We start from the raw sequence: 24,221 nt of genomic DNA on the forward strand, positions 1-24,221 counted from the left end.
CGTCAGGCTGGAAGTGGGATGTGGCTTATCTTGATCTGGTAGGTGCTGACGGTAAAATTGATACTGTGAGACTCACAGCCAATGCTGTTCCCATCCCCGGCGCTCTATGGCTTTTTGGCCCCGGTCTTATAGGCCTGGCAGCAATGAGGAGAAGATTTAGAAAGTAGAAATGTACTTCAGTTATACCCGTATATGTCATTTGCACAAAGGATCAGATGTTATCTGAACAAAAGTACTTGACGAATGTGTCGATAAGTATTCCCTGCTGCTGACCTTGTCTATGCCGTGTATTGTGATCGTTTCCCCGTTCCTGTTTATAACAACCCGGTAAAAAATTTCCGCGCCCGTCAAACAACATGGTTTCGTATCCTGTCGCTTTCATCTTCCAAAGCTCCGTCTGAGTAAAGCAGATGCTGGAGGTGATAAGACAGCAGAATTGATCTTTAAGATATTCATAAAGTATCAGAGTCCTATCCTTTAGCTCAAGGTACATGTCAAGAGATGGATCATACGGTATCCTGTACCAGGCGCAGCCATTGAATTTGGCAAAGAAACCATCTATTTCGTTTTTTTGAGATGCTCCATCAGATGTATTGCCTGATGAGGGGGGCGGTGTTGCAGATTGAATATTCTGGGAGCAAACAGATACTGGAAGGAAAAAAAGACAGAGCAAGCATGCAAGCATCGCAACGGAAAACAGGCATTGTCTTTGAATATTAAGCATTTTTCTGCTCCCTTATGATAGCCTGTTAATTAGGCTATATCGAAAATATACTTTTTACAAGCGTTAAACCGAAAAAAGTCATCAGCAATATAATTGGGTAGTTTTTTAAATTCCAGTTCAGGCGCATAAAAAAAGGACCTGCAAGTTTTGCAAGCCCCTGAATTTGTTTGGTTGCGGGGACCGGATTTGAACCAGTGACCTTCGGGTTATGAGCCCGACGAGCTACCAAACTGCTCCACCCCGCTGTTCAATGTTGTATAAGATAATGGAAAAAGTTCCAAAAGTCAATCATATTATGCACTTTTTCGTTGTCAGGGCGGCAAGCATCCGGTCTCAAAGGATAATTTTAATAATATTTTTCCGGCTAATTACTTGTGGATTGTTTAACATACAAAAACTATTCTGCAAAAAGAGGGACTAATTGCTTGTCTTTCACATTCGCCAGCCCTTTATCCGTTATCCTCAAGAGAGGCAGGCCAGTAAAAGGTATTGTCTGGACAGTTAGAAAAGGCCGTTTTATCGATGATCCTATCGCCTTCATTGCCTGGTCAAGCAGCTTTATTTTGTCCCGCAGCTTCTCAATCGGATCAACCGCTATAAGTCCGTAAACAGGCATAGGAAATTCAAAGATAACTTCTCCTGCCCTGGATACAACTATCCCGCCCTGCAGCTCTATGAGTCTGTTTACCGCTTTCGTCATATCCTCTACATTGCTGCCTATAACAAAGACATTACATGTGTCCCAGATAAGCGTAGTTGCCACTGCACCATCTTTAATGCCTGTTGCCTTTACAAAACCCTTTCCCATCTTTTTTTTGTCATTACGGTTTATCACAGCGGCATAGGCAATATCATCAGAGATATCGTTCTGCAGAAAACCGTCCTTTACCGGGGCTTCCCATAAAGACTCTTTTGATATTGTTTCATTTATAAGTTCTTCCACCCTTACAAGATTCTTTGACGGTCTTGCCTTTATCCTGAAATCATCTTCATTCACCTTCTGAAGCGCAAGCGTATGTTTCATTTCTTCAGGATAACTGCTCGGTTTTATTCTCTCAGTAAAACGGCCCTCAGAATATACGATCTTACCGTTACACATAACTTTTTCAACAGATACCTTTTCCACATCCTTCAGGAACAGAATATCCGCATACCTCAGCGGCGCTATAGCTCCGAGGAATCTGAGACCATGGTAATCTGCCGGATTTATCGTTGCCATTTTAATCGCATCAAGAGGGGAAAATCCATATGAAATTGCACGTCTGACTACTGAATCAACATATCCGTCCTCAATGAGCATAACCGGATCAAAAAGGTCGGAAACAAGGATCAATCTTTTTTTATCAACATTAAAATCCTTCAACTTTGAAAGTTCTTTCAGTTCTTTCCTGATAAAACCTTCCCTTATCATTATATAAAGACCTAGTCTTAGTTTTTCGAGAGCCTCATCCAGAGTAACCGATTCATGGCACGATGTTATTCCTGTCAGAAGATACTGGACAAGTTTATCTTTGCGCGCACCGGAGGAATGACCGTCAATCCTTTTGTTAAGAGACAATGCAAGAGACGCCTGTTTCAATACTCTCTCGTCTCCGTCTAATATACCCGTCCAATAACCCTCGCCTATGCCTACAAAATCATCTCTCTTGAGAAGCCCGTTAAATTCTTTCAGGCTCAGACCGACAGCGCTTTCCATTTTTGGAAAAGGAGGAGTAAGAGGCGCTGCAACAAAATAACAACGAAGCGGGTATCCTTTTGTACTTTCTATAAAGGAATGTGTAGCTTTTATTCCACAAGCTGTCGCAACCATTGCCGTTTCTGTAATTACAGTTGTAGTACCTCCTCTGACCGCATAAGGAACAAGTTCGCTATACGAGAGAATGCTGTCTAGATGTGTATGGGCATCAATAAATCCAGGGCAGAGATACATCCCTTCTGCATCTACTTCTGTCGTGCCTTCAGGTGTGGATATTTTTTCATTGTTTCCGATAGATACAATCCAGCCGTTTTTAATTGATATAGCAAGCCCTTCCTCTATCTCATCGGTAAATACATTTATAATTTTCCCGTTCCGGATAACAGTGTCAGGAGGTTCAATTCCCTTTGAAACATTGAGCAACTGCTTCATTAATTCCTTTGTCATAGATTTACCTCTGTTGTTTATTAAGTTTAACTACTCACGGTAAAGTACGCATCTTGATGTTAAAATTTCTTGTCTTTGTTCCGGATGCACATCAGCTTAATCCGGGCAGTTTGCCATTTTTCTTTTAAGGGTGTCAATTCATACAAAATAAACCGCCGGAAAGCATCGCCTTTTCAGCATACTATTTTATGATTCTATTTTCACTTTTTTTCGAAGAGTTTTTTATATTGCCCGTAGCCTTCTTTTTCCAGGTCTTCTTTCGGGATAAATCGCAGTGCAGCGGAATTCATACAGTAACGTAGCCCTGTCGGTTGCGGACCATCAGGGAATACATGGCCTAAATGGGAATCTCCCCGCTTGCTTCTAACTTCTGTGCGTACGCTGAACAAGCTGCTGTCCAGCCTGGTTGTAATATTGTCCGGTTCAACAGGTTTAACAAAGCTCGGCCAGCCCGTTCCCGAATTATACTTATCTACGGAACTGAACAGAGGTTCTCCGGAAACTATATCAGCATATATGCCTTCCATTTTGTTTTTATCGTATTCATTATGAAAAGGTGGTTCAGTGCCTTCGTGTTGGGTTACCTCATACTGGAGTGGAGTTAGTTTACTTTTCAGGGTTTTATCGGCAGGTTTTTTAAAATTCTTCCAGCTCACGGGCTGTTCAATTTCAGGTTTGGTATCCACCGGATTCCTGCTTAAAGTTTTTACATCCGTTATTTTCTTCATCGTGTTTTTATCCTCCTGTTGAGCCATGCCAAAATATTGAAAACCCAAAACCAAAAATAACATCACAATACTTACTATCAAAACTTTCAAGTTGCCTCCAATGAAAAATAGGATACTTTCAGTGATTCTAATATAATCACTTGTTAATAAACTGCAAGTAAACAGAAGGTCACTTTTCAGGCTCTTTTGCAGGATAGGCTTATCTTCTCATTTAATGGGGTCAATTGTATGACGGATACCTGTCATGGAACAAATAAACCTCATTTTTATTTACTTCATTATCCCGTATTTTTCATCAGAATAAGCAACGGCGGCGGGCTGTCCCAAGGCAAACACACGCTCATTCTATTGAAAGGTCTTGTATTTGAGAAATAAAATTGGACGAAATTAGTACCGTTATTAAGGGCATGATTATTGCAATAATATATTTTATGGACATTCTTGAAATCCTGCTAAAGAGGAGGCCGCATGGGGCAGAAGATTTTTAAAAACAATTCTGAAATGACTTTCGAAAGATTTTACCCGACTCATGAGGTATACGAAAGTTGTCTTTCAGATTCTTCTCTTAAAAAATCTACTAATACGCTCCGGCATACACTTAACTCTTTCTGTGCAGGATCTTTTGAATGCGGCCTCAGTCAGGATATTACAGGGCAATCAGTATGTGAGTTTCAGGATTACTGCAACCACCTTTACTTTATCGATGACAAATGTGATTGCACATGCACCTGGCAGAAAACAACGGGGCTTGTCATACCGACATCCATATAATTAAAAGGGCGGGCATTATAATATTCAGTAGTTATTGTCTACTTGCCATACTTCAAAAACCCCCCCTTTTTTAAGCATGCAGAGACGCAAATATAGCGTCTCTGCATGCAACCCCCCTTTCATGTCCTCAATCGTCTGTCGTGGTTTATCATGAAAATCTATAGATTGTCTTTCAATGAATATGCTATAAAAAAGCATGTTTATTGATTCACACTGCCATCTTGAGATGGATGCATTTGAACAGGATAGAGATAAAGTTATAGAGAAAAGCACAGAAGAAGGGCTTGATTATATTCTTACAGTTGGCACTGAGGAACATTATTTTGAGAAGGTAGTAGAGATTATTGAGAAATACGATAACATATACGGCGCTGTCGGCATTCATCCTCATAACAGTAGTGACTACAACGAGTCAACAGCAAAAATCATAAGCCAATATTTAACGCATAAAAAGATCGTTGCCCATGGAGAAATAGGGCTTGATTTTTTCAGGAATTATTCTCCAAGAGAAAGTCAAATTCAGGTCTTCAAAGATCAACTGGTGCTGGCAAAAAGCTTGAATATCCCTGTTATAATCCATTCAAGGCATGCCAGAGATGAAACTCTGAGCATATTGCAGGATGTATATAATAACGATGCATTGGGTGTCATACACTGCTATTCCTATGATCTGGATACTGCAGAAAAACTGCTTGATATGGGATTTTACATTTCCATACCGGGGACGATCACCTATGCCAACACTCAGAAAGCGACAGAGGTTGTAAAGTATATTCCCATGGACAGGCTTCTTGCTGAAACCGATGCCCCTTTTTTGACACCGGTTCCACATAGGGGCAAAAGAAACGAGCCTTATTTTGTAAAATATACAATAGCAAAACTTGCACAGATTAAGAACAAGGCCATTGAAGAAGTTGCATTAAATATACGTGAAAATTTTGTGAAGCTTTTTTTAAGGAGAAAATATTGAAACCAGCGATTATTATCGTCGACATGCTTGAGGGCAACTACGGCAGTACAAGAAAAGGTGACAAAGAAGAAGAAAAGATCGTTCATCCTGTAAAGGTCTTTCTAAAGGAATGCAGGAGTATTTCTATACCCGTCGTTTTTGCATGCGATAGTTTTTTGAAGGATGATTTTATTTTCAGAGGTAGAATGAAACCACATGCCATCAGAGGGACAAACGGTACTCAGCCTTTGTCAGACCTTGAACCGCAGAGTACAGACATAGTGCTTGAAAAAAGGAGATTCAGCGCTTTTTTCAAGACTGATCTGGATCAGACATTGCGTACAATGGGTATTGATACTGTCGCCATCGGCGGCATTAATACTCATTTTTGTGTACTTGCAACAGCTTTTGATGCCGTCTGCAATGATTTTTACACAATAATACTTGAAGATATGAGTGCTGCATTCAAAAAAGAAATTCACAACAATTTCCTTGATGCCTATAGAAACTCTGCCATATACCCGCTTTTCAGGGTAATGACCTCCGGAGAATTTTTAAATGAATTTAATTTGCACAAAGAAGAATAAAAGTCATGTATCATAAACCCGACATCCATGATATTCCCAAATGGTTTACAAACAAGAAGCTGGTTATTATTTTTGCTGCTGCTATTTTAATTATAGCTTTTCTGACAGTTTACAGTTATTTGAACCGCCCTGAACCGATGAAAGGTGCACCTTCTGTTATAATGGACAGCCTTTATATATTTGTCCCGAAGGATGGGGTTAAGTTAGTACAGGGCGTATTACAGGTTAAATCGGGTATATCGGAAAGGCAAAAGGCTGATGAATTAATCAATGAACTGAAGAAACAGAAATGCATTCCCGAAAAATTAACGCTTTACGATTTTGCAACAGACGATGATGGGGTCATGTACTTAAACTTCTCAAATGAAATCCTGAATGATAAGAATTCGTTGCAAGAGATAAACATGACCTATGCTATTGTAAACACATTCATATACAACTTCAAAAATATCAATAAAGTTCAGTTGCTTGTTGAAGGACGCCCAACTGAAACCATAAACGGTGTTATATATACTTATAAGCCGATTGAGTTTAAAAAGGATTTAATGGAGGATTAAATGATTGACCCGAAGATTATAAGGGAAAAAGTTGAGATTGTTCAGGAAAGTCTTAAGAAAAGAGGCGCTTCTTTTGATATGGAAAAACTTCTCAAAACAGATGAAAAGCGCAGAGGGCTCATATGGGAATCCGAAAAAATGAAAAATGAAAAAAATGAGCTTTCTAATGAAATAGGAAGATTGAAAAAATCCGGTTCTATACCGCCGGACAAGATAGACCACCTGAAAGAGCTTGGAAGGAACATTGAAAATATTGAACAGAACCTGAGAGAAACGGAAAAAGCATGGGACGACATGATTATGGTAATCCCGAATATCCCGCACAACTCGGTACCTGTCGGGACGAGCGAAGAAGATAATACGGTTGTGAGGTTTTGGGGAGAAAAACCTGTCTTTGATTTTGAGCCTTTGCCCCATTGGGAAATAGGCGAGAAGCTTGACATATTGGACTTCAAAAGAGCGGCAAAAATTACCGGCTCAAGATTTACCCTTTATAAATCCTTCGGTGCGCTTCTTGAGCGTGCTCTCATTAATTTTATGCTTGATCTCCATACGCTTGAACACGGGTATACAGAAGTGCTGCCGCCGTTTATGGTAAATAGGGAGACAATGACCGGAACAGGCCAGCTTCCAAAGTTCGAAGAAGAACTCTTTAAGCTTGAAGGGCTCGATTATTTCCTTATCCCGACTGCAGAAGTACCGGTGACAAACATATTCAACAACGAAATCCTGAAGGAAAATGCGTTGCCCATCAAATACGTTGCTTATACACCATGTTTCAGGAAAGAAGCCGGCGCTCACGGCAAGGATACGAGGGGGCTTACCCGCCAGCATCAGTTTAATAAAGTCGAGCTTGTTAAGTTTTCGGCACCTGAAACGTCTTATGATGAACTCGAAAGCCTTCTTCTTGATGCAGAAGATGTATTGAAAAAATTAAACATACACTACAGGGTTTCTGCACTCTGTACAAACGACCTCGGATTTTCCTCTGCAAAAACATACGATATTGAAGTTTGGCTGCCGGGGCAAAACATTTACAGAGAAATATCGTCATGCAGCAACTTTGAAACATTCCAGGCAAGAAGGGCAAAAATCAGATACCGGAAGGATAATGGAAAAACAGAATTTGTCCATACGCTGAACGGCTCAGGACTGGCCGTCGGGAGGACTGTAATGGCTGTAATGGAAAATTACCAGACCAAAGACGGTGCTATTATTGTCCCTGAAGCGCTAAGACCGTATGTGCATGGGATGCTCAGGTTTCCCTGATCTTTGACAGGAGATCGTCAATCTTCACCAATATGACAGGGTCTTTCTCGATCTCTCTGAATTCGGTAAGAATGCTCTTAAAATTACCATCAAGAATTGAACGAAAGAATTCTATAGCTCGCAGCTTCAAATCTCTGTCACCTATATCTTTTAAAGTATCCATTATTGCAAAGATTGTCCTCTTTTTCCCGGCAAGTCCCATCCCCTTAATCATAAGGTCCTGTATCTCAAAAACCTTCTCCCTTTTTAAATGTTCCAGCAAGGGGTTTATCATATCTTTGTCCTGTATTTCAACCAACAGACTTATAGCCTTACTCCTCTTGTCCGGGTCCTTGGTGTAGAGCAATTTTAGAATAGGCTGAATGTCCACCCCTTTGCCATCTCTTTTTGCCTTTTCAAAAAATGGTTCATAATCCTTTGCCTGGAGAATAATACTTGACAGGATCAGCCCCATCTCTTCTTTTGAAAAGACAAGCTCATCCTTCCATTTTTCAAGGATCCTTAGCGCCTCAACGTCAAGGAATGCCTCGTTTGCAACTAAATTCTGGAGCATATTATGTATTTTTCTCTTCTCTTCAAAGTCGTCAAGCCTTAAAACCCTGTAAAGAGGCTCTTTCAGATATCTGCTTGACAGGGCGTAGTATGTTTGTCCTGTTGTTGACTCATGCTCTATCAGTATATCTTTTTCTCTTAAAATGCCCAGATAGCCGAGGATCCTTTTATGAGGTATAGCTGTTTCTGCAAAGATGTTTTCAAGGTTATATCTCCTGAGATGCCGGTCGTTTTTATCTGCAAAAATTGCAATTATTTTCCTCAGATCATCTTCATCTTTCAATTCCTCCAGAATATCTTCCAGCACATTCCCGATATTCAAATTAGACTGAAGGAGTTCATATTCTATAGGTTTGAACCACTCACCTGCGTCCCGGACAATTTTATTTTCTCCGAACACATCAATAACATTTGCACCTTCTATCGGTTTAATTTCACATATTGCAGACATATTCGCATCGCTGAAAAGCATATGCCATTCAAAGAAGCTTTCTTTATCGCCCGAAATAATCAGGTAAATATTGTCCTGTTCGAAACAAAACTTAATAAATCTGTCGAGTTTTTCCTTTTCGGTTGCATCAAGGTATGCGTACCTTTCGCAATTGTCAAGAATGAAAAAGCAGGGAAAGCTGTCTTTTGAAAATTTATTGCACAGTGAAATAATATCAGAATCGGGATCATTAAATTGCCTGCGCCGTTTACACATAATATTCTTGATCTCGCTCACAGGCTTCTCCCAGAGCTCACAATAAAATACATTCGGACTGATCAAAAGCATTTGAGGAACAATAAAAGAACGCATCACGGTGGTTTTGCCCGTAGTCGTGCCTCCGACAGCAATGGCATAGCCAAAATTAAACATTTTGTCTAATATCAGTGAAGCCTTTTCCCATCTCTCAAAGGGCGGACCTTCAAACTCATTATATGGAGAAAATTTCGGTACATCAAAAACATCCCTTTCAAAATTAAACTCGGTTGTTATATTCCATATGATTTCCTTATAGTTAAGCCCTACTTTACCGTTAACATTGCTTTTAAATGTTATGAAAGCATTATCCGTATATTTCTTCGCATTCTCAGCAAGATGTGATTCATATGGACATTTTGCTTTATATGTTATGTAAATTATCCCTTCTCTGCTGTCTATATCCACCTTCGTATCACGATGTCTTAATATGAAATGTGGCTCGTTAAAACGCCTGAATTTCCTGTATTGCAAATCCGAGCAAAATAGATCAAGTATGAGATGCGAAAAGTTAAACACATGAGCAATAATCCTTGCGTTTCTGATGATAGCCTTCCTGTCATTCTCGGTAATCTCCCATTCTGTGGGTATTTTTCTTGTCTCTTGAGAAAAAACCAAATAATTAATAATATCAATTGCCGTTTCGGGGATTTCTATCTTTTCGCATATCCCGTAACTTAATAACATCCTCTTGTCGGCTCCTTCGAGGCTGCTTAATATACTTCTCCTCGAATTCCATCCAAAATTATTTACCAATCCAATATCGTGTAAATATATCGTACCAAGAAGTGCGAAGATCTCTCCGGAAAACATCTCTTCTGTCCTGTCTTTAGGATCAGGCATGATCTTTTCTATTAGTGTTTTCAGATCTTCAATATGTTGTTTTAAAGGCAGGTTGATTGACGAAAAAATATATTTTTGAAAAAACTTTTTTAAATCAATAAATCTATGATGAAGTTTTAACTCTTTTTCTTTATTCTTTAAGACATCCTCAAGTTTCAATTGCACTTAAACACCTGCATTGCATATGGAATTATATGGAATTATTGAGGATTAAAGCACTTTTTTTCGCCAGGCATAAACTATGGGACTGGCAACAAATATTGAAGAATATGTACCTACAATAAGACCTATAAATAATGCAAATGAAAAATCAAAAAGTACTTCACCACCAAAAATCATAAAAACTGCCAACACTATCAGTGTACTAATACCGGTAACAATGGTCCTGCTCAAAACCTCATTGATGCTCCTGTTGATTGTTTCCCCGAAGTCGTTTTTCGATTTCATTTTCAGCATATTTTCCCGAATACGGTCAAACACTACAACGGTATCCTGGAGAGAATAACCGGCTATTGTAAGGAGCGCAGTAATAATAAGGAGATTAATCTCCTTACCAAGTATATAAAACACACCAAGTATGACTACAACATCGTGAAATGTGGCAATAGTTGCTGCAATACCTGATATAAAAGTAAAACGCCATGCAATATAAATAATAATACCGAGCAAGGCAAGACAAACCGCTATGATTGCATATTTTTTTAGATCTCTTCCAACGCCGGGACCAACCATGCTGCTGCCGAGAATCTCATATTTATTATCCTTTAACTGACCGGATAATATTTTAGATATTTTATCCTGTATTTTTTCGCTCCCTGTATCAGAGAGTTTTGTCTTTATAAAAAACTCCTTTGTCCCGCTTATCTGCTGGATTTGAACATCACCAACCCCACCATTAACTAAAGCCTCTCTCAGCATACCGATATCAACCTGATTTGCAAATTTTATCTGCACATTAGTACCGCCGGTGAAATCAACACTTAAGTTAGCTTTTCCGAGGGATACCATAATAAAGGCATAACACCCGATTAATACAAGAATTAATGAGATTATAAAAGCCTTTTTTCTGAATCCGATAAAATCTATATTGGTATCTTTAAGTAATTCCACCATAATAATCGCCTCAGATGCTCAACTTCCGCGGTTTATACTTCACCATTATCCAGTCAAAAATAGCCTTGGAACCGAATACGGCAGTAAAAAGATTGATAATCATTCCAATAATCAAAGTTATTGCAAATCCTTTTATGGGGCCTGTGCCGAATATAAAAAGAACAAAGGCAGTGATCAGCGTTGTAATATGGGAGTCGAAGATTGCTACCCACGCCTTCGTGTAGCCTGCATCTACTGCAGCCCTCACAGTCTTGCCTAACCGGAGTTCCTCCCTTATTCTCTCAAAAATCAGCACATTTGAATCAACTCCCATGCCAATAGTCAGGGCAATGCCCGCAATACCTGGGAGAGTCATTGTTGCTTTTAATGCGCTGAAAGCGCCCAGCAGATAGATCAAATTAAGAAGAAGAGCAATATTTGCAATTATTCCTGACATACGATAGTAAAAAATCATGAATATAATTACAAGTATACTGCCAAGAATCGTTGCCTTGAGACCTTTGTTTATTGAATCCTGACCCAGACTGGGGCCTATAGTTATATTCTGAACAACCTTTACCGGCGCCGGAAGTGCGCCTGCACGCAAAACAATAGCAAGATCTTTTGCCTCATCCATTGTAAAACTGCCTGAGATGGATGCCTTGCCTCCGGATATCCTTTCTTTCACAACGGGGGCGGAATAGACCGCATTATCAAGAATAATGGCTATTCTTTTGCCTACGTTTTCAGCCGTTACCTTATCGAATAATCTTGCGCCTTCACTATTGAATTCTATAGCAACATAGGACTCGCCACCGAATTCCCCGCCAATCTTTACCCTTGCATCTGTCAGCAACTCACCCGTCAAGAGAGACTGTTTTTTTAACAGTATCTGTGTGGTGGTAGCAATGCCTGTTTCTCTGTTTTTTGTTCTCATTGTCAGGACTTCATCGCCCTCCGGGGGTGTGCCGCCTGTGTACCTTGCTGCATTTTCTTCATCTACAAGTTTAAACTCAAGCTGGGCAGTCCTGCCTATCAGCTCCATGGCCCTTTGAGGGTCTTTAATGCCTGGCAACTGAACAAGCATCTGGTTATCGCCCTGACGGACGATAATAGGTTCGGAGACTCCAAACTGATCAATCCTGTTTCGTATGGTTTCAAGTGCCTGATGGACAGCATTCTCTTTTATACTGGACAATTCTTTTTCCGACAGTAGGAATTCAATAGTCAGGTTCTCTCCGTCAGCCTTGGTAGCCCCGGCTTTCATATCAGTGAATTCTTTCCCTATAAGGTTATAAAGCTTATCCTTTTGTTCTGCCCGTATCGTTATAAAAAGCGCATTCTCTTTTTTATCAAGTCCCAGAAAGCGTATTCCATCGCGTATCATATTGTCTTTTAACGAATTAAATTTCCTGTCTACCATGTTTTCAAGCATCTTGGCAGTATCAAGTTCAAGGAGTAGATGCATTCCCCCTTTTAGGTCAAGCCCCAAATGAATCTTATCCGAGGGGAGGTATTTCTTCCATACACCTGTTGGTTCAATGATATTGGGCAGACAGTAAATAATAGAAATTACAAGAAATAAAACAATAAAAAAAACCCTTAGCTTTATCGATTTAAGCACTTACAGCCCCGTTTAAATATTTTTTTTTGGGTGACAGGCATACAAAATTATCTTTATCTGTCCTGTTTGTCAAGAAATTTTTATCACAGTTAGGTTAATCCATATCAACCAGGGATAGAAAAAGACACCTGCAATATATATGATATGGTAATCTTATTATAAGGTAGTTACAAAATGATGTTGCTTTTCATTGATTTTTTTTTTTAAACCCATTATAGTTATGAAAGGTGAGACCATACATTGAGAAACAGTTGTGCAGCAGCTGCGGAGAATGTATTGATACCTGTCCCTATGAAGTATTCTCGTTAAATGATAATGGAGATCCGATGGTGAGGACACCAGAAGACTGTATTGAATGCACATCCTGTATTGACCAATGTCCGAAAAAAGCAATTTATATGGATGACTAATGATCGAAAAACCTGTGCAACTCCTTGACCGGAAGGCATTAGAAAGAACTATAGCAAGAATTGCCCATGAAATCCTGGAAAGAAACAAGGGCAGCGAAAACTTGTGTCTCATAGGCATCAGGACAAGAGGGGTCCACCTTGCAAACAGGATTAGAAGTAAGATAAAAGATATCGAAAACATAGAGCTTGCTCTCGGTATCCTCGACATCACGATGTACCGAGATGACATCTTTAAGCTGAAATTACCTGAAATAAGAAAAACCGACATACCATTTGATGTGAATAATATGACCATCATTCTTATAGATGATGTGATGCATACCGGGAGGACCACAAGAGCAGCGATAGATGCCCTCATGGACATGGGAAGACCAAGGAAAATACAGCTTGCTGTCCTTGTTGACAGGGGAAGCAGGGAACTTCCGATACACCCGGATTATGCAGGCATCAAGTACAACGCAACCCCTGAAGAAGACATACTTGTCAAACTCAAAGAAGTTGACGGTAAAGACGAAGTCATAGTTATGAGAGCTTAAATGAATTGGACAAAAAAAGATCTTCTTGGCATCAGAGAACTTTCAAAAGAGGAAATTCTACTTATCCTTGATACTGCCGAGTCTTTTAAAGACATATCAAAAAGAGAAGTTAAAAAGGTTCCTACACTACGCGGGAAAACAGTAATTACCCTTTTTTATGAGCCGAGCACCCGGACAAGGGTTTCATTCGAGATAGCTGCAAAGCGTCTGAGTGCTGACACAATTAACGTCTCTGCCAATACAAGCAGTTACGTAAAAGGTGAAACCCTGAAAGATACCGCTAAAAATCTTGAATCCATGCAACCTGATGTTATTGTTATCAGACATGAAATGCCCGGCGCACCTCATATGTTATCAAAAATAGTCAATTCTTCCGTCATCAACGGAGGCGACGGCGCCCATGAACACCCCACTCAGGCATTGCTCGACATGTTTACCATGAGAGAAAAAAAGGGCAGGATAGATGGCCTGAAAATTGCCATAATAGGTGATATCGCCCACAGCAGGGTAGCCAGATCAAACATTTTTGCTTTGAAGAACTTTGATACGGAAATAATTTGCTGCGGCCCTCCGACCATGATACCGCCATACCTTGAAGACCTTGGAGTAAGAGTAGAATATAACATAAACAAGGCAGTAAAGAATGCTGATGTAATTATGATGTTACGAATTCAAAAAGAAAGGGGTGGTGTTTCCTACATTCCTTCCATCAATGAATATTCGACCATTTATGGCCTGAAACAGGACCACGTGAAAAAAGCAAAAAATGATGTGATTATCATGCACCCCGGGCCTATGAACAGAGGGGTGGAGATTACCGGTGAAGTGGCTGACGGGCCGTATTCTGTAATACTTGATCAGGTGGAAAATGGCGTTGCAGTGAGGATGGCAGTCCTTTTTCTCCTCACAGGGAGTGAGGCATGAAAATCCTTATAAAAAAAGGCAGGGTTATCGATCCCAGGAACGGCATAGATGAAGTGTTGGATGTCTATGTAAATGGCGGATTTATTGAGAAGATTGATAAACATATCCGTGAAAAAGATCATGATGTGGAGATTATAGATGCCGACGGCCTCATAGTTGCCCCGGGCCTGATAGATGTTCATGTACATCTGCGTGAGCCCGGCTACGAATACAAGGAATCAATCAAGACAGGTACAATGGCTGCCGTAAAAGGCGGATTTACAACTGTTGTATGCATGGCGAACACAAATCCGGTAAACGACAATAAAAGCGTTACCGAATATATCATGAAACAGTCTAAAGCAGAAGGCGCATGCCGTGTTTTTCCCTGCGGCGCAATAACAAAGGGGCTAAAAGGAATAGAACTTGCCGAGATAGGTGAGATGTTCGAGGCAGGTATTATTGCTATTTCCGATGACGGTAAATCAGTAAGGAATTCCGAATTGCTGCGGAAAGCCCTTGAATATACAAAACTGTTCGGCATTCCTGTAATATCCCACTGTGAAGATGAAGATCTTTCAAAAGGTTTTGTCCATGAAGGGAAGGCTTCAATAATATCGGGTATTGATGCGGTTCCCTCTATTGCAGAAGAAATAATAGTGAAAAGAGATATGGCCTTAGCGGAATATGTCGGTTCACCGATACACCTTACTCATCTTTCGGCAAAGGGAAGTGTGGATTCTGTCAGAGAAGTAAAAAAAAGGTTCAAAAAAGTAACGTGCGATACCTGTCCGCACTATTTCACGTTAACCGATGAAGAAACTCTCAGTTTTGACACGAATACAAAGGTCAACCCTCCGTTGCGGTCAAAAGAGGATGTGGAAGCAATCAAAGAAGGGCTTAGGAACGGATCAATCGATATCATTGCAACAGACCATGCCCCCCATGATTTTACTTCAAAAGATGTGGAGTTCAACATAGCCACTTCAGGGATTTCAGGCCTGGAAACTGCATTTTCACTCTCCCTTGCCCTTGTCCATGAAGGTGTGCTTGACTTATCAGGGCTTTTGAGGAAATTTACGGAAGCCCCGGCAAAGGCATTTAAACTCCCATACGGCGAACTTAAGCCCGGCAGTGCAGCAGATATTATCATTTTTGACCCTGCTGCCCGGTGGACTGTCGATAGAAATGCATTTATTTCTAAAGGTAAGAACACACCTTTTCACGGCCGGAAATTACGCGGGAAAAACCTTCTTACCATTGTCGGCGGAAAAATAGTTTACAGGGAAAAGACACCCTGATGTCTATAAAAATATCTATCAACGTTAAAAACACAACGCTTCTGGCAGAGCTGGGAGACACAGCCTGTGCAAAAGCAATAACCGATGCTCTGCCTATAGAGACCGGGCTGAATGAATGGGGGGATGAATTCTATTTTACGATCCCGGTAAACATGCCACTTGATGAAACGGCAACAACAAAAGTAAATGTCGGCGATATCGGCTACTGGCCTCCGGGAAATGCCCTGGCCATATTCTTCGGACCGACGCCCTTAAGCAGCGGTTCAGACCCTGTCCCTGCAAGCGAAGTAAGCCTTGTAGGAAGAATCATTGATGATCCTGCCATATTAAAGACAGTAAAAGATGCAGCCAGGATTAAGATTGACAAATCTTAACGTACCTGTTGCAAAAACTATTTTAACCCATATTTTTCCCTGGTATTAAAAATGGAGGTGCTACAGCATGAAGAGTTTGCTTCGTTCTTTTGTATTGTCTACCGTCATGTTTTCTTTTTGTTTTTTCACAATAGCTTATTCGGTCTATGGACAGATGGCCGCAGAAGACCTGTCGCTAAACAGTATGTTAACGGTGAAGGTGCCGAATGAGCCTTTAAATCGCAAGGCTGCACCTAAAAAGCTCTTAAAGTACTGTTCCTATGAAAGTCAGAACACTCCCGATTATGTGAAAGTAGCCCGGTTTCAGGTAGTCCCTGGGCAAAAATATACCCTCTATGACTGCCACCCTGCTCCTTCTGACAACACAAAGATATGGACTTATCTTGCCGGTGATACACCCCTTACCAACTATACAACTTCATATGGACCCTCCGAAGGTTTCACGAGGATGTTTATAACAAGAGCACAGCAGCCCTGGCCCATCAAGAGCGGTGAACAGGCTTCCTGCGATCTTGTCCGTTACAACATTGTTATAGCTCCACAAAGCGAACACAACAACTTGTATGTCACCTTTGTATCCAATAAACCGGGCGCATCCACAAAGATAATGCTGAAATATCCGGCGGACAGCGACGATGTTGTTAAAAAATCATCAAACAGATCATGGGGAGATGTTAAGAAGGCACCTTTTCTCCTCACAAACATCCCCGGCGAAGCTTCATCTGCAGTAAAACCGCCGCCAGTACCGGTGCAAACACCCGATTCTTCATCCAAAACTATTACGCCGCCGCAGCCATCAGACACCACATCCACACCTTCAAAACAACAAATCCAGCCAATACCACAATCCATGATCGTAAATGAAGCTCCTGCGACCTCGGCTAACGCAACCGTTCTGCCATATAAATGCAAGGTACAGGCGTATATAGACCGTGGGGATTACGATACTTTTCGCTTTGATTTCCCAGGAGGAAGGATGCGTATAGCTTCCGAAAGCAACCTTGATCTGGTAGCTGACCTGTGGGACGCAAAAGGCAACAGAATTGCACGGGACGGTGAGGATGCAAGGAAGGATTTTATTATTGAGAAAGATCTTCCGGCCGGTACTTATTATATACAGATAAGAGTAATGTACCATGCAGGAGAGGGACCATATAATCTTATTCTCGGTGACGGGAGCGGACCTTTATTAAGAGAAGCGAACCATTGACAAAATGGAGGGGGAGGGTATAGATATTGAAAAGATCATAAAAGATTTCGATTTTAGCGAAACAACCCCCGAAATGAAGGAAGTATTTGATTCATTTATCGAATAAATATTTTAAAAAGTACGACGTGATTTACTCTACGCCCCACAGAAATGAATCACCCCGCCGCAAGCGGACGGGGTATCAAAGGCAAGAACATGGAACCATTTCGAAGCAAGCTTCGGGGTATTGACCCGGCGGGGCAATAAACATGTTTGATGAATGAATAAAGAAATGAAATACGATTTCAATCATATTATTGAACAAAAAGCCCCAGACAGCATTAAATGGCAAAGATACGGAAATGAAGTCATCCCTTTGTGGGTAGCGGATATGGATTTTGTTTCTCCTGAACCGGTTATTCAGGCACTCCATGAACGGGTGAATCATCGGGTTTTTGGATATGCAAAACCGAGTGAAGAACTTATTGACGTTATCAGGGAACGTCTTAAAAGGCTCTATAAATGGGATGTTCCGGCGGAACACATCGTTTTTGTACCTGGTGTTGTAACAGGCCTAAATCTCGCATTTCAACTTTTTGCGGATCCCGGAGATGCCGTATTGGTACAACCGCCTGTTTATTCACACTTCATTACTGATCCGGTCATCCGCGGCCGCGCATTGATTGATCCTCCATTAATAAAAAAAGATGATACCTATGAAATAGATTTTGAAGCATTTGAAAAAGCAATAACTGCCCGAACCAGAATATATGTACTCTGCAATCCGCATAATCCTGTCGGTCGTGTTTTTCAAACATATGAGCTGGAACGGCTTGCCGATATCTGTGTACGCCATAATGTTCTGATTTGTGCCGATGAGATTCACTGTGATCTTCTGTATCCGTGCCATAAACATATACCCATTGCTACCCTTGGCAATGAAGTGGCTGACAGAACCATCACCTTCATGTCGCCGAGCAAAACCTTCAACCTTGCAGGTTTGAAATGTTCCTTCGCAGTCATTACAAATCCTGATCTTCGGAAAGCCTGGTTGAGAGGCAGTGAGGGGCTTATTCCATATGTGAATACCATGGGCCTGACAGCAGCTCTGGCAGCTTTTAAAGACGGACAGGAGTGGCTGGATCAGTGTCTCTCATATCTGAAAAGCAACAGGGATTTTCTGGTTGACTATGTTCACAAAAAGCTTTCTCCCCTCAAAATAACGCGCATTGAGGGAACTTATCTGGCCTGGCTCGATTGCAGGGAATCAGGAATACGAGGAAATCCTTTTCATTTCTTTCTTAAGGAGGGCAAGGTGGCTCTCAATAACGGTGCTGAATGCGGAAAGGGAGGAGAAGGATTTGTGAGGCTCAATTTTGCCTGTCCGAGGAAGACTCTGGCCGATGCTTTAAAGCGTATGTCCGATGCTTTAAAGAGATCATAGCCATATGCGGCAGACAATTCTTACAATAAAATAAATAGAAATAAGCCAGATCAAAACTATGACGGATGCCGCCGCCCAATGTTTTCCTTTCATTCCACCCTGACGAGACTTTGCTTTTTCTCTGCATTCTTCCATTACATCTTTTGGAATCATCTTAATAAGGAGAACAATCCCTGCCGGGATAAGTATAAGGTCGTCAATGTAACCGATAACAGGTATAAAATCCGGAATCAGATCGATGGGGCTTAAGGCATAACCAATGATTAGAACGGCAAATGCTTTTGCGTACCAGGGAACTCTCGGGTCTTTAACTGCCAAAGAAAGTGCGTATACTTCCCTCTTAAGAGTCTTTGCTTTTGCCTTCCATGAACCAGAACCCACGCCTTGCCTCCTGTTATATGTTTTGTTTCTTGAGTATTTTTAGTTCTTTTCTCTTGGTCGGTCAGCGGCATGTTCTGGGATATTGATCTGCGGCGGTCTGCTTCGCCTTGCGATCCTCCGACGTACATTGAGTACGTCTGCGGCCTGCAAATCTCACAGCCCATCCACATCTGCAAAATCCCTGACATGCCGCTGCCCACTCAACCCGGATTCACATATACGATTATGTGAATCCGGAATAAACAAGGGGGCAAATTTTTCCATTTTCATTTCTTTTCTCTCCCTCTCCCTGTTTTCTCTTTGTAAAAGCTTGTATATATTCATTCTGCGAACCAATTTTTCATGCAACTTTTGACAATATCTATAAATAACATGACTTTATATCTAATGGCAAGAAACGGATCGTTGAATCACGATGGTTCAATTCAATCAGTCACGGAAAAAGGAATGGGGTAGAATTGCAGAAATATCAGGCAGCTAATTCAAGATGCGGTCTTTTTTGCAAGCATTTCTTCAAACCATTTAATCCTGCCATGGGCTTTTCTCAGAAAATCCAATGCAGGCTCATCATTGGGATTTTTAGGAAATATTTCGAGGGTAAGGAATCCGTCGTATGTTTCAACAGGAAAGTTGTTTTTAATGATATCCCATTTAATGATTCCCTCTTTTGGAAGCCAATGTCTGTCAAGCAATCCATCGTTGTCTGAAATATGGGTTGCAAAAAGCATGTGCCCCCATTTTTTCAGCAGTAATCCAGGTTGAGGACTGTAAAGAAAGTCATGAGAGCTGTCGTAGCACAAACCCAGATGTGTTGAGGAAATGTTGGAAAAAACATGATCGAGATATTCCGGTTTCTGAGTATTTTCCACCGCTATTCTCACATTTGAGTCTTCGGCATATTTCAGCAGATATTTCAGGGCTTCAAGCCCGTAGCTATTTGGCAGCAGAGGCTGGTCGCCCTTGCTTTGGCTTACATGTACGACAAGCATGGGTATATTATGCTTTTTGCAGTAGTCAATGTATGATGAATATTCATTTTTTATTGCAGCACTTTTTTGTTCAGATCCCGACCATAAATTATTGCATCTGCCGTCAGGCGCATGTGCATACTCTATGAATAACCCCTTTGATCTTATCATCTCAGGCATTAAGTCTTCTTCTTTACTTTTTACAAGTTCCTCTTCTTCTCCGAGCCCGATAGAGGTTACTTCAAAACCTGCATTTTTTATTGTGTTGAGTCTTTCATCGAAGGACATCGCATATCCGAAGTACGAATAGATGCCGATATTTTTCATAGATGCATCCAGTATAGAACAAATATTATCTTTTTTAACTCTTTATCGTTTTCTCCGGGTTGCACAACTGTACATGGGCATAATTACCTCTCATGGATTCGTTATCTTTCTTATATATCAACAACCATATCATCCACTGTAGCAACAGTTTCAGGATAAACTTTCCGTGCAGTTTCCTCGGCATTCTTTCTGTCTTCAATTGTTCTGTATACTTCGGCATCGAAGTGAACAAGGGCTAATCTTTTTGCTCCTGATTCCTTTGCTATTCTTGCTGCTGTTTCAGGGTTGAGGTGCGGCCAGTCGGGATTTTCCTGTCCGGACTGGAAGGCACATTCAGTGATAAGGAGATCGGCACTCTCTGCAAGCTTCACTGCATTCTCACAATATCCAGTATCACCGCAGTAGGTAATGATCCTATTTTCAATCTCGAACCGGTATCCCATTGTCAATGATGCATGAATAAGGGGGAGGCTTGTGACGGAAAAGGGGAGACGATCTTTCTGTGAAGGAAGTTCGATAAATTTTGTGAAAAATTGAAAATCCTTAACCGGTACTGTAAAGGGCGCATCAAGTATTTTCCCTAATATGGAGGCAATGCCTTCCTGCCCGCATATATGCAGCCCATGAGAAAAATTGTATTTGCAGATAGTATGGAGACCGACAATATGGTCAAAATGGAAATGACTGAGGAAAAGATAAGCAGGCTTATTAAAATCAACATATCTGTCCAGCTTGGCGATGCCGTTGCCTGCATCAAGAATGATGGTGTAGGAGGGCGTGTCAAGAAGAATACAGATTGTGTTTCCTGTATTCGTATCGTACCAGCCGTTTGTTCCTAAAAAGATGATTTTTGGCATTTATTCCAGATCCTTTTTATATTGCAATTATTACAGCATAATCTTCCTCCGCCCCTTGGGTCAACATCGAATTTTTACCACTTCATATCATGTTGCAATCAAAAGCAATGCCCATTGGCTTGGCTACTCCAAAAGTCAATGTCATCCACCACTTCGTCTTTATTTGATTTTTAGCCCCCTTTTTGATATAAATTATCAATATATAATGAGGAATCTCATCTTAAAGATATGGAGAGGAGAAGCAGAATATTTGAAACGGTTTCTGTATCCTCTGCTTTTCTTATTATCCCGGGTATATAAACTTTGCCTTAAACTGAGGGAAACATTGTACAATAAGGGTATGATAAAGATGAAAGAAGTGTCAATTCCTGTGGTAAGCATCGGGAACATCACCCTCGGAGGCACCGGTAAGACACCGGTCGTTGAAAGGCTTTCGATAAAGTTGAAAGAGGCAGGATTGAATCCGGGTATTGCAACAAGGGGATACAAGAGGGAAAGAGGCGGTACTTTTCGTGTGGATGTTAAAAACGATACTGCAAAAGAAGTAGGGGATGAAGCTTTCATGCTTGCAAAAAAAACACAAATTCCGGTTCTTGTCGGCGCTGACAGGGCAGAGGCGATAGGCATGGCCGTAAGAGATTTACGGATAAATGTTGCACTCCTTGATGATGGTTTTCAATTGAAAAATATCAAAAAGGATATGGATATACTTATTTTAAACGGCAGGGAAAGCGGAAACAAGTACGGGCTGTTTCCTCTTGGCCCTTACAGAGAACAGATTGAAAGAATAAAGGATGCTGACATAATTCTTGTCAATAAGGGCGATATTAACGGCGAAACCGGGCAATACAGTAAGGGGATCCCTGTTTTCCGGGCTCAATACAAACCGGTGCATCTTTACAGCATCAGGGCGAATTGTATTGCCCATTATAATTTTTTGAAGGGAAAAAATGTTCTTGCCTTCGCAGGTCTGGGTGATAACCGGTCTTTTTTTGACCTGCTTAAAACAATGGGGATTCATGTTTTGCATGAAATACCATATCCGGACCATTACACATATAAAAGAAGGGATATGAAGGAGATTCTGTCCTTTCAGGATGTGGATGCCTTTGTTACCACGGAAAAGGATGCGGTAAAAATTGCCCATATGGATATACCTGAAAACCTTTTCTATCTGGCAATAGAGATGGTGATCGAGCGCGAAGAGGAATTTATGGCAAGTATTATGAAGATAATTAAAGACAAGAAAGTGGTGTATAATTAACAGTCAATGCCAATTTGCATTCGAAGTGACACCGAGTCGGCAAGGACGAGGCACCGGAGGCGTACAACCAGTACGTCGAGGATGAAGAGGACGCCACCAACGAAGGTGCCACGATGAACGTTAATTGGAATAAGAATCAAAAAGGAGAAGTCATGTTAGAAAGAGTAAAGATATTTGATACCACATTGAGGGATGGGGAACAGTCTCCGGGAAACACTATGAATACACAGGAAAAACTCAGGGTAGCTAAACAGCTTGAGGCTCTGGGTGTTGATATTATCGAAGCGGGTTTTCCCATAGCTTCGGATGGTGATTTTGATGCAGTCAAACAGATTGCCAGTATCATCAAAAACAGCGAGGTAGCTGGCCTTGCACGGGCAAACAATGAAGACATTGATCGTGCCTGGGAAGCGATAAAGGACGCACAGATGCCCCGGATTCACACCTTTATCTCAACCTCAGACATCCATCTAAAGCATCAATTCAAAAAAACCAGGGATGAGATTTTAACAATTGCAGTAGATGCTGTAAAAAGGGCAAAACAATATACCGATAACGTTGAATTTTCTGCCATGGATGCAACGAGAAGTGACTGGGATTATCTGTGCCGTATAGTAGCCGAAGTCATCGATGCAGGGGCAATTACCGTTAATATCCCTGATACTGTTGGCTATGCAGTGCCTCAGGAATTCGGCAGGCTCATCCGTTATATTAAAGAGAATGTACCCAACATAGACCGGGCCGTCATCAGTGTGCACTGTCATAATGATCTCGGACTCGCCGTTGCAAATTCCATTGCGGCAATAGAAAACGGCGCCCGGCAGATAGAGTGCACAATCAACGGGATCGGCGAACGGGCAGGAAATGCGTCAATGGAAGAAATTGCCATGATCCTTCGCACCAGGAAAAATGTGTTTTCACTGGAAACACGGATTGTCACCGAAAAGATATACCCTGCAAGCAGGCTTATAACTTCCATCACCGGCGTTTCTGTTCAGCCGAATAAGGCAATAGTCGGTGCCAATGCCTTTGCTCATGAATCAGGCATCCACCAGGACGGCCTTCTGAAGGCAAAACTTACATATGAGATTATGACTCCCGAGTCAGTAGGCATATCAAAGAGCTCCCTTGTCCTCGGCAAGCACTCCGGCAGGCATGCTTTCCGGGAGAGGATTGAAGGACTTGGCTATACGTTGGACGACAAAGAACTCAACCTTACCTTTAAAAGATTCAAGACACTCTCAGACATGAAAAAATATGTCTATGATGAAGACATTGAAATGATTATCATGGATGAAATATATAAAATTCCTGAAAAATACAGACTTGTATATCTGAATGTAAGTTGCGGCAATACAACAATCCCAACGGCTACGGTGAAGCTTGAAATAGATGGTACCATTTACCAGGAAGTGGGTGTAGGAGACGGACCTGTTGATGCCACATACAAAATTATCAAAAAAATGGTAAAAACAAACAGTAAGCTTGCAAAATTCTCTGTCAATTCCATTACGAAAGACACAGATGCACAGGGAGATGTATTCGTGAAACTTGAAGAAAAAGGACTTATTGCCATCGGGAAAGGCGCGGATACGGATATTATTGTAGCAAGTGCAAAGGCATATATTAACGCACTGAACAGAATTGAATATATCAAATCAAAAAAAGCTGAGGTGAAGTAGC

Annotated in this window: 22 protein-coding genes, 1 tRNA gene and 1 pseudogene; 14 read left to right on the top strand and 10 right to left on the bottom strand. The window is 41.1% G+C overall.

Features of this window, described 5'->3' with window-relative positions; all coding sequences use genetic code 11:
* Positions 1–211: 211 nt before the first annotated feature.
* The 4 genes and pseudogenes from NT010_05135 to msrB form a co-directional block, all read right to left on the bottom strand.
* Positions 212–724 carry a hypothetical protein gene (locus NT010_05135; protein ID MCX5805441.1) on the bottom strand — a complete coding sequence of 171 codons (513 nt, stop codon included), beginning with the start codon at positions 722–724 and terminating at the stop codon, positions 212–214.
* Between the two features lie 168 nt (positions 725–892).
* A tRNA-Met gene (locus NT010_05140) sits at positions 893–969 on the bottom strand.
* Between the two features lie 152 nt (positions 970–1,121).
* Positions 1,122–2,867, bottom strand: coding sequence for an amidohydrolase family protein (locus NT010_05145; GenBank protein MCX5805442.1), 1,746 nt, complete (start codon positions 2,865–2,867; stop codon positions 1,122–1,124).
* Positions 2,868–3,067: 200 nt separating this feature from the next.
* Positions 3,068–3,511 (bottom strand): annotated as a pseudogene (msrB, locus tag NT010_05150) (peptide-methionine (R)-S-oxide reductase MsrB).
* A gap of 552 nt (positions 3,512–4,063) precedes the next feature.
* On the opposite strand from msrB, the gene NT010_05155 reads away from it, so the two are divergent.
* From NT010_05155 to serS, 5 genes are all read left to right on the top strand, one after another.
* Positions 4,064–4,366 (top strand): hypothetical protein, encoded by a 303-nt coding sequence (locus NT010_05155; GenBank protein ID MCX5805443.1) that lies wholly within the window; start codon positions 4,064–4,066, stop codon positions 4,364–4,366.
* A 196-nt stretch (positions 4,367–4,562) separates the two neighbouring features.
* On the top strand, positions 4,563–5,336 hold the full coding sequence (locus NT010_05160) for a TatD family hydrolase (GenBank protein MCX5805444.1): 774 nt from the start codon (positions 4,563–4,565) through the stop codon (positions 5,334–5,336).
* Positions 5,333–5,902, top strand: a complete 570-nt coding sequence (locus tag NT010_05165) for a cysteine hydrolase (protein ID MCX5805445.1) — start codon at positions 5,333–5,335, stop codon at positions 5,900–5,902. Before NT010_05160 ends, NT010_05165 begins: the two co-directional genes overlap by 4 nt.
* A gap of 5 nt (positions 5,903–5,907) precedes the next feature.
* Positions 5,908–6,459, top strand: a complete 552-nt coding sequence (locus tag NT010_05170; protein MCX5805446.1) for a GerMN domain-containing protein — start codon at positions 5,908–5,910, stop codon at positions 6,457–6,459.
* Positions 6,460–7,728, top strand: coding sequence for a serine--tRNA ligase (serS, locus tag NT010_05175; protein ID MCX5805447.1), 1,269 nt, complete (start codon positions 6,460–6,462; stop codon positions 7,726–7,728). It begins immediately after the preceding gene.
* Here serS and NT010_05180 read toward each other — a convergent pair.
* From NT010_05180 to secD, 3 genes are read right to left on the bottom strand one after another with little or no spacing between them, the layout of a single operon-like run.
* Positions 7,715–10,033 (bottom strand): hypothetical protein, encoded by a 2,319-nt coding sequence (locus NT010_05180; GenBank protein MCX5805448.1) that lies wholly within the window; start codon positions 10,031–10,033, stop codon positions 7,715–7,717. The genes serS and NT010_05180 overlap by 14 nt on opposite strands.
* Before the next feature lie 45 nt (positions 10,034–10,078).
* Positions 10,079–10,981 carry a protein translocase subunit SecF gene (gene secF / locus NT010_05185; GenBank protein MCX5805449.1) on the bottom strand — a complete coding sequence of 301 codons (903 nt, stop codon included), beginning with the start codon at positions 10,979–10,981 and terminating at the stop codon, positions 10,079–10,081.
* A gap of 10 nt (positions 10,982–10,991) precedes the next feature.
* Positions 10,992–12,584 (bottom strand): protein translocase subunit SecD, encoded by a 1,593-nt coding sequence (gene secD / locus NT010_05190; GenBank protein MCX5805450.1) that lies wholly within the window; start codon positions 12,582–12,584, stop codon positions 10,992–10,994.
* A gap of 227 nt (positions 12,585–12,811) precedes the next feature.
* Between secD and NT010_05195 the strand changes: the two genes are divergently transcribed.
* From NT010_05195 to NT010_05225, 7 genes are all read left to right on the top strand, one after another.
* A complete protein-coding gene (locus NT010_05195) occupies positions 12,812–12,994 on the top strand; it encodes a ferredoxin family protein (protein MCX5805451.1) in 183 nt (60 codons plus the stop codon).
* Entirely contained in the window at positions 12,994–13,530 is a 537-nt protein-coding gene (pyrR, locus tag NT010_05200) for a bifunctional pyr operon transcriptional regulator/uracil phosphoribosyltransferase PyrR (GenBank protein ID MCX5805452.1), read from the top strand. The genes NT010_05195 and pyrR overlap by 1 nt, the downstream gene beginning before the upstream one ends.
* Complete coding sequence (locus NT010_05205) at positions 13,531–14,454, top strand: aspartate carbamoyltransferase catalytic subunit (GenBank protein MCX5805453.1); 924 nt, start codon at positions 13,531–13,533, stop codon at positions 14,452–14,454.
* Entirely contained in the window at positions 14,451–15,734 is a 1,284-nt protein-coding gene (locus NT010_05210; protein MCX5805454.1) for a dihydroorotase, read from the top strand. Before NT010_05205 ends, NT010_05210 begins: the two co-directional genes overlap by 4 nt.
* On the top strand, positions 15,734–16,108 hold the full coding sequence (locus NT010_05215; protein ID MCX5805455.1) for a cyclophilin-like fold protein: 375 nt from the start codon (positions 15,734–15,736) through the stop codon (positions 16,106–16,108). Before NT010_05210 ends, NT010_05215 begins: the two co-directional genes overlap by 1 nt.
* Before the next feature lie 67 nt (positions 16,109–16,175).
* Complete coding sequence (locus NT010_05220) at positions 16,176–17,318, top strand: hypothetical protein (GenBank protein MCX5805456.1); 1,143 nt, start codon at positions 16,176–16,178, stop codon at positions 17,316–17,318.
* Between the two features lie 259 nt (positions 17,319–17,577).
* Positions 17,578–18,741: a pyridoxal phosphate-dependent aminotransferase gene (locus NT010_05225; protein MCX5805457.1), complete on the top strand. Its 1,164-nt coding sequence runs from the start codon at positions 17,578–17,580 to the stop codon at positions 18,739–18,741.
* Here the strand turns inward: NT010_05225 and NT010_05230 are convergent.
* The 3 genes from NT010_05230 to NT010_05240 form a co-directional block, all read right to left on the bottom strand.
* Positions 18,736–19,122 carry a YkvA family protein gene (locus tag NT010_05230; GenBank protein MCX5805458.1) on the bottom strand — a complete coding sequence of 129 codons (387 nt, stop codon included), beginning with the start codon at positions 19,120–19,122 and terminating at the stop codon, positions 18,736–18,738. The genes NT010_05225 and NT010_05230 overlap by 6 nt on opposite strands.
* A gap of 482 nt (positions 19,123–19,604) precedes the next feature.
* Complete coding sequence (locus NT010_05235) at positions 19,605–20,417, bottom strand: sugar phosphate isomerase/epimerase (GenBank protein ID MCX5805459.1); 813 nt, start codon at positions 20,415–20,417, stop codon at positions 19,605–19,607.
* A 110-nt stretch (positions 20,418–20,527) separates the two neighbouring features.
* Complete coding sequence (locus NT010_05240; protein MCX5805460.1) at positions 20,528–21,274, bottom strand: MBL fold metallo-hydrolase; 747 nt, start codon at positions 21,272–21,274, stop codon at positions 20,528–20,530.
* 205 nt (positions 21,275–21,479) lie between these two features.
* On the opposite strand from NT010_05240, the gene lpxK reads away from it, so the two are divergent.
* The gene (gene lpxK, locus NT010_05245) at positions 21,480–22,538 is read left to right on the top strand and encodes a tetraacyldisaccharide 4'-kinase (protein ID MCX5805461.1); all 1,059 of its coding nucleotides are present in this window, start codon (positions 21,480–21,482) and stop codon (positions 22,536–22,538) included.
* 152 nt (positions 22,539–22,690) lie between these two features.
* A complete protein-coding gene (locus NT010_05250) occupies positions 22,691–24,220 on the top strand; it encodes a 2-isopropylmalate synthase (GenBank protein ID MCX5805462.1) in 1,530 nt (509 codons plus the stop codon).
* The last annotated feature ends 1 nt before the right edge of the window (position 24,221 follow it).

This window comes from Pseudomonadota bacterium (assembly GCA_026388275.1).
Lineage (GTDB): Bacteria > Desulfobacterota > Syntrophorhabdia > Syntrophorhabdales > Syntrophorhabdaceae > JAPLKB01.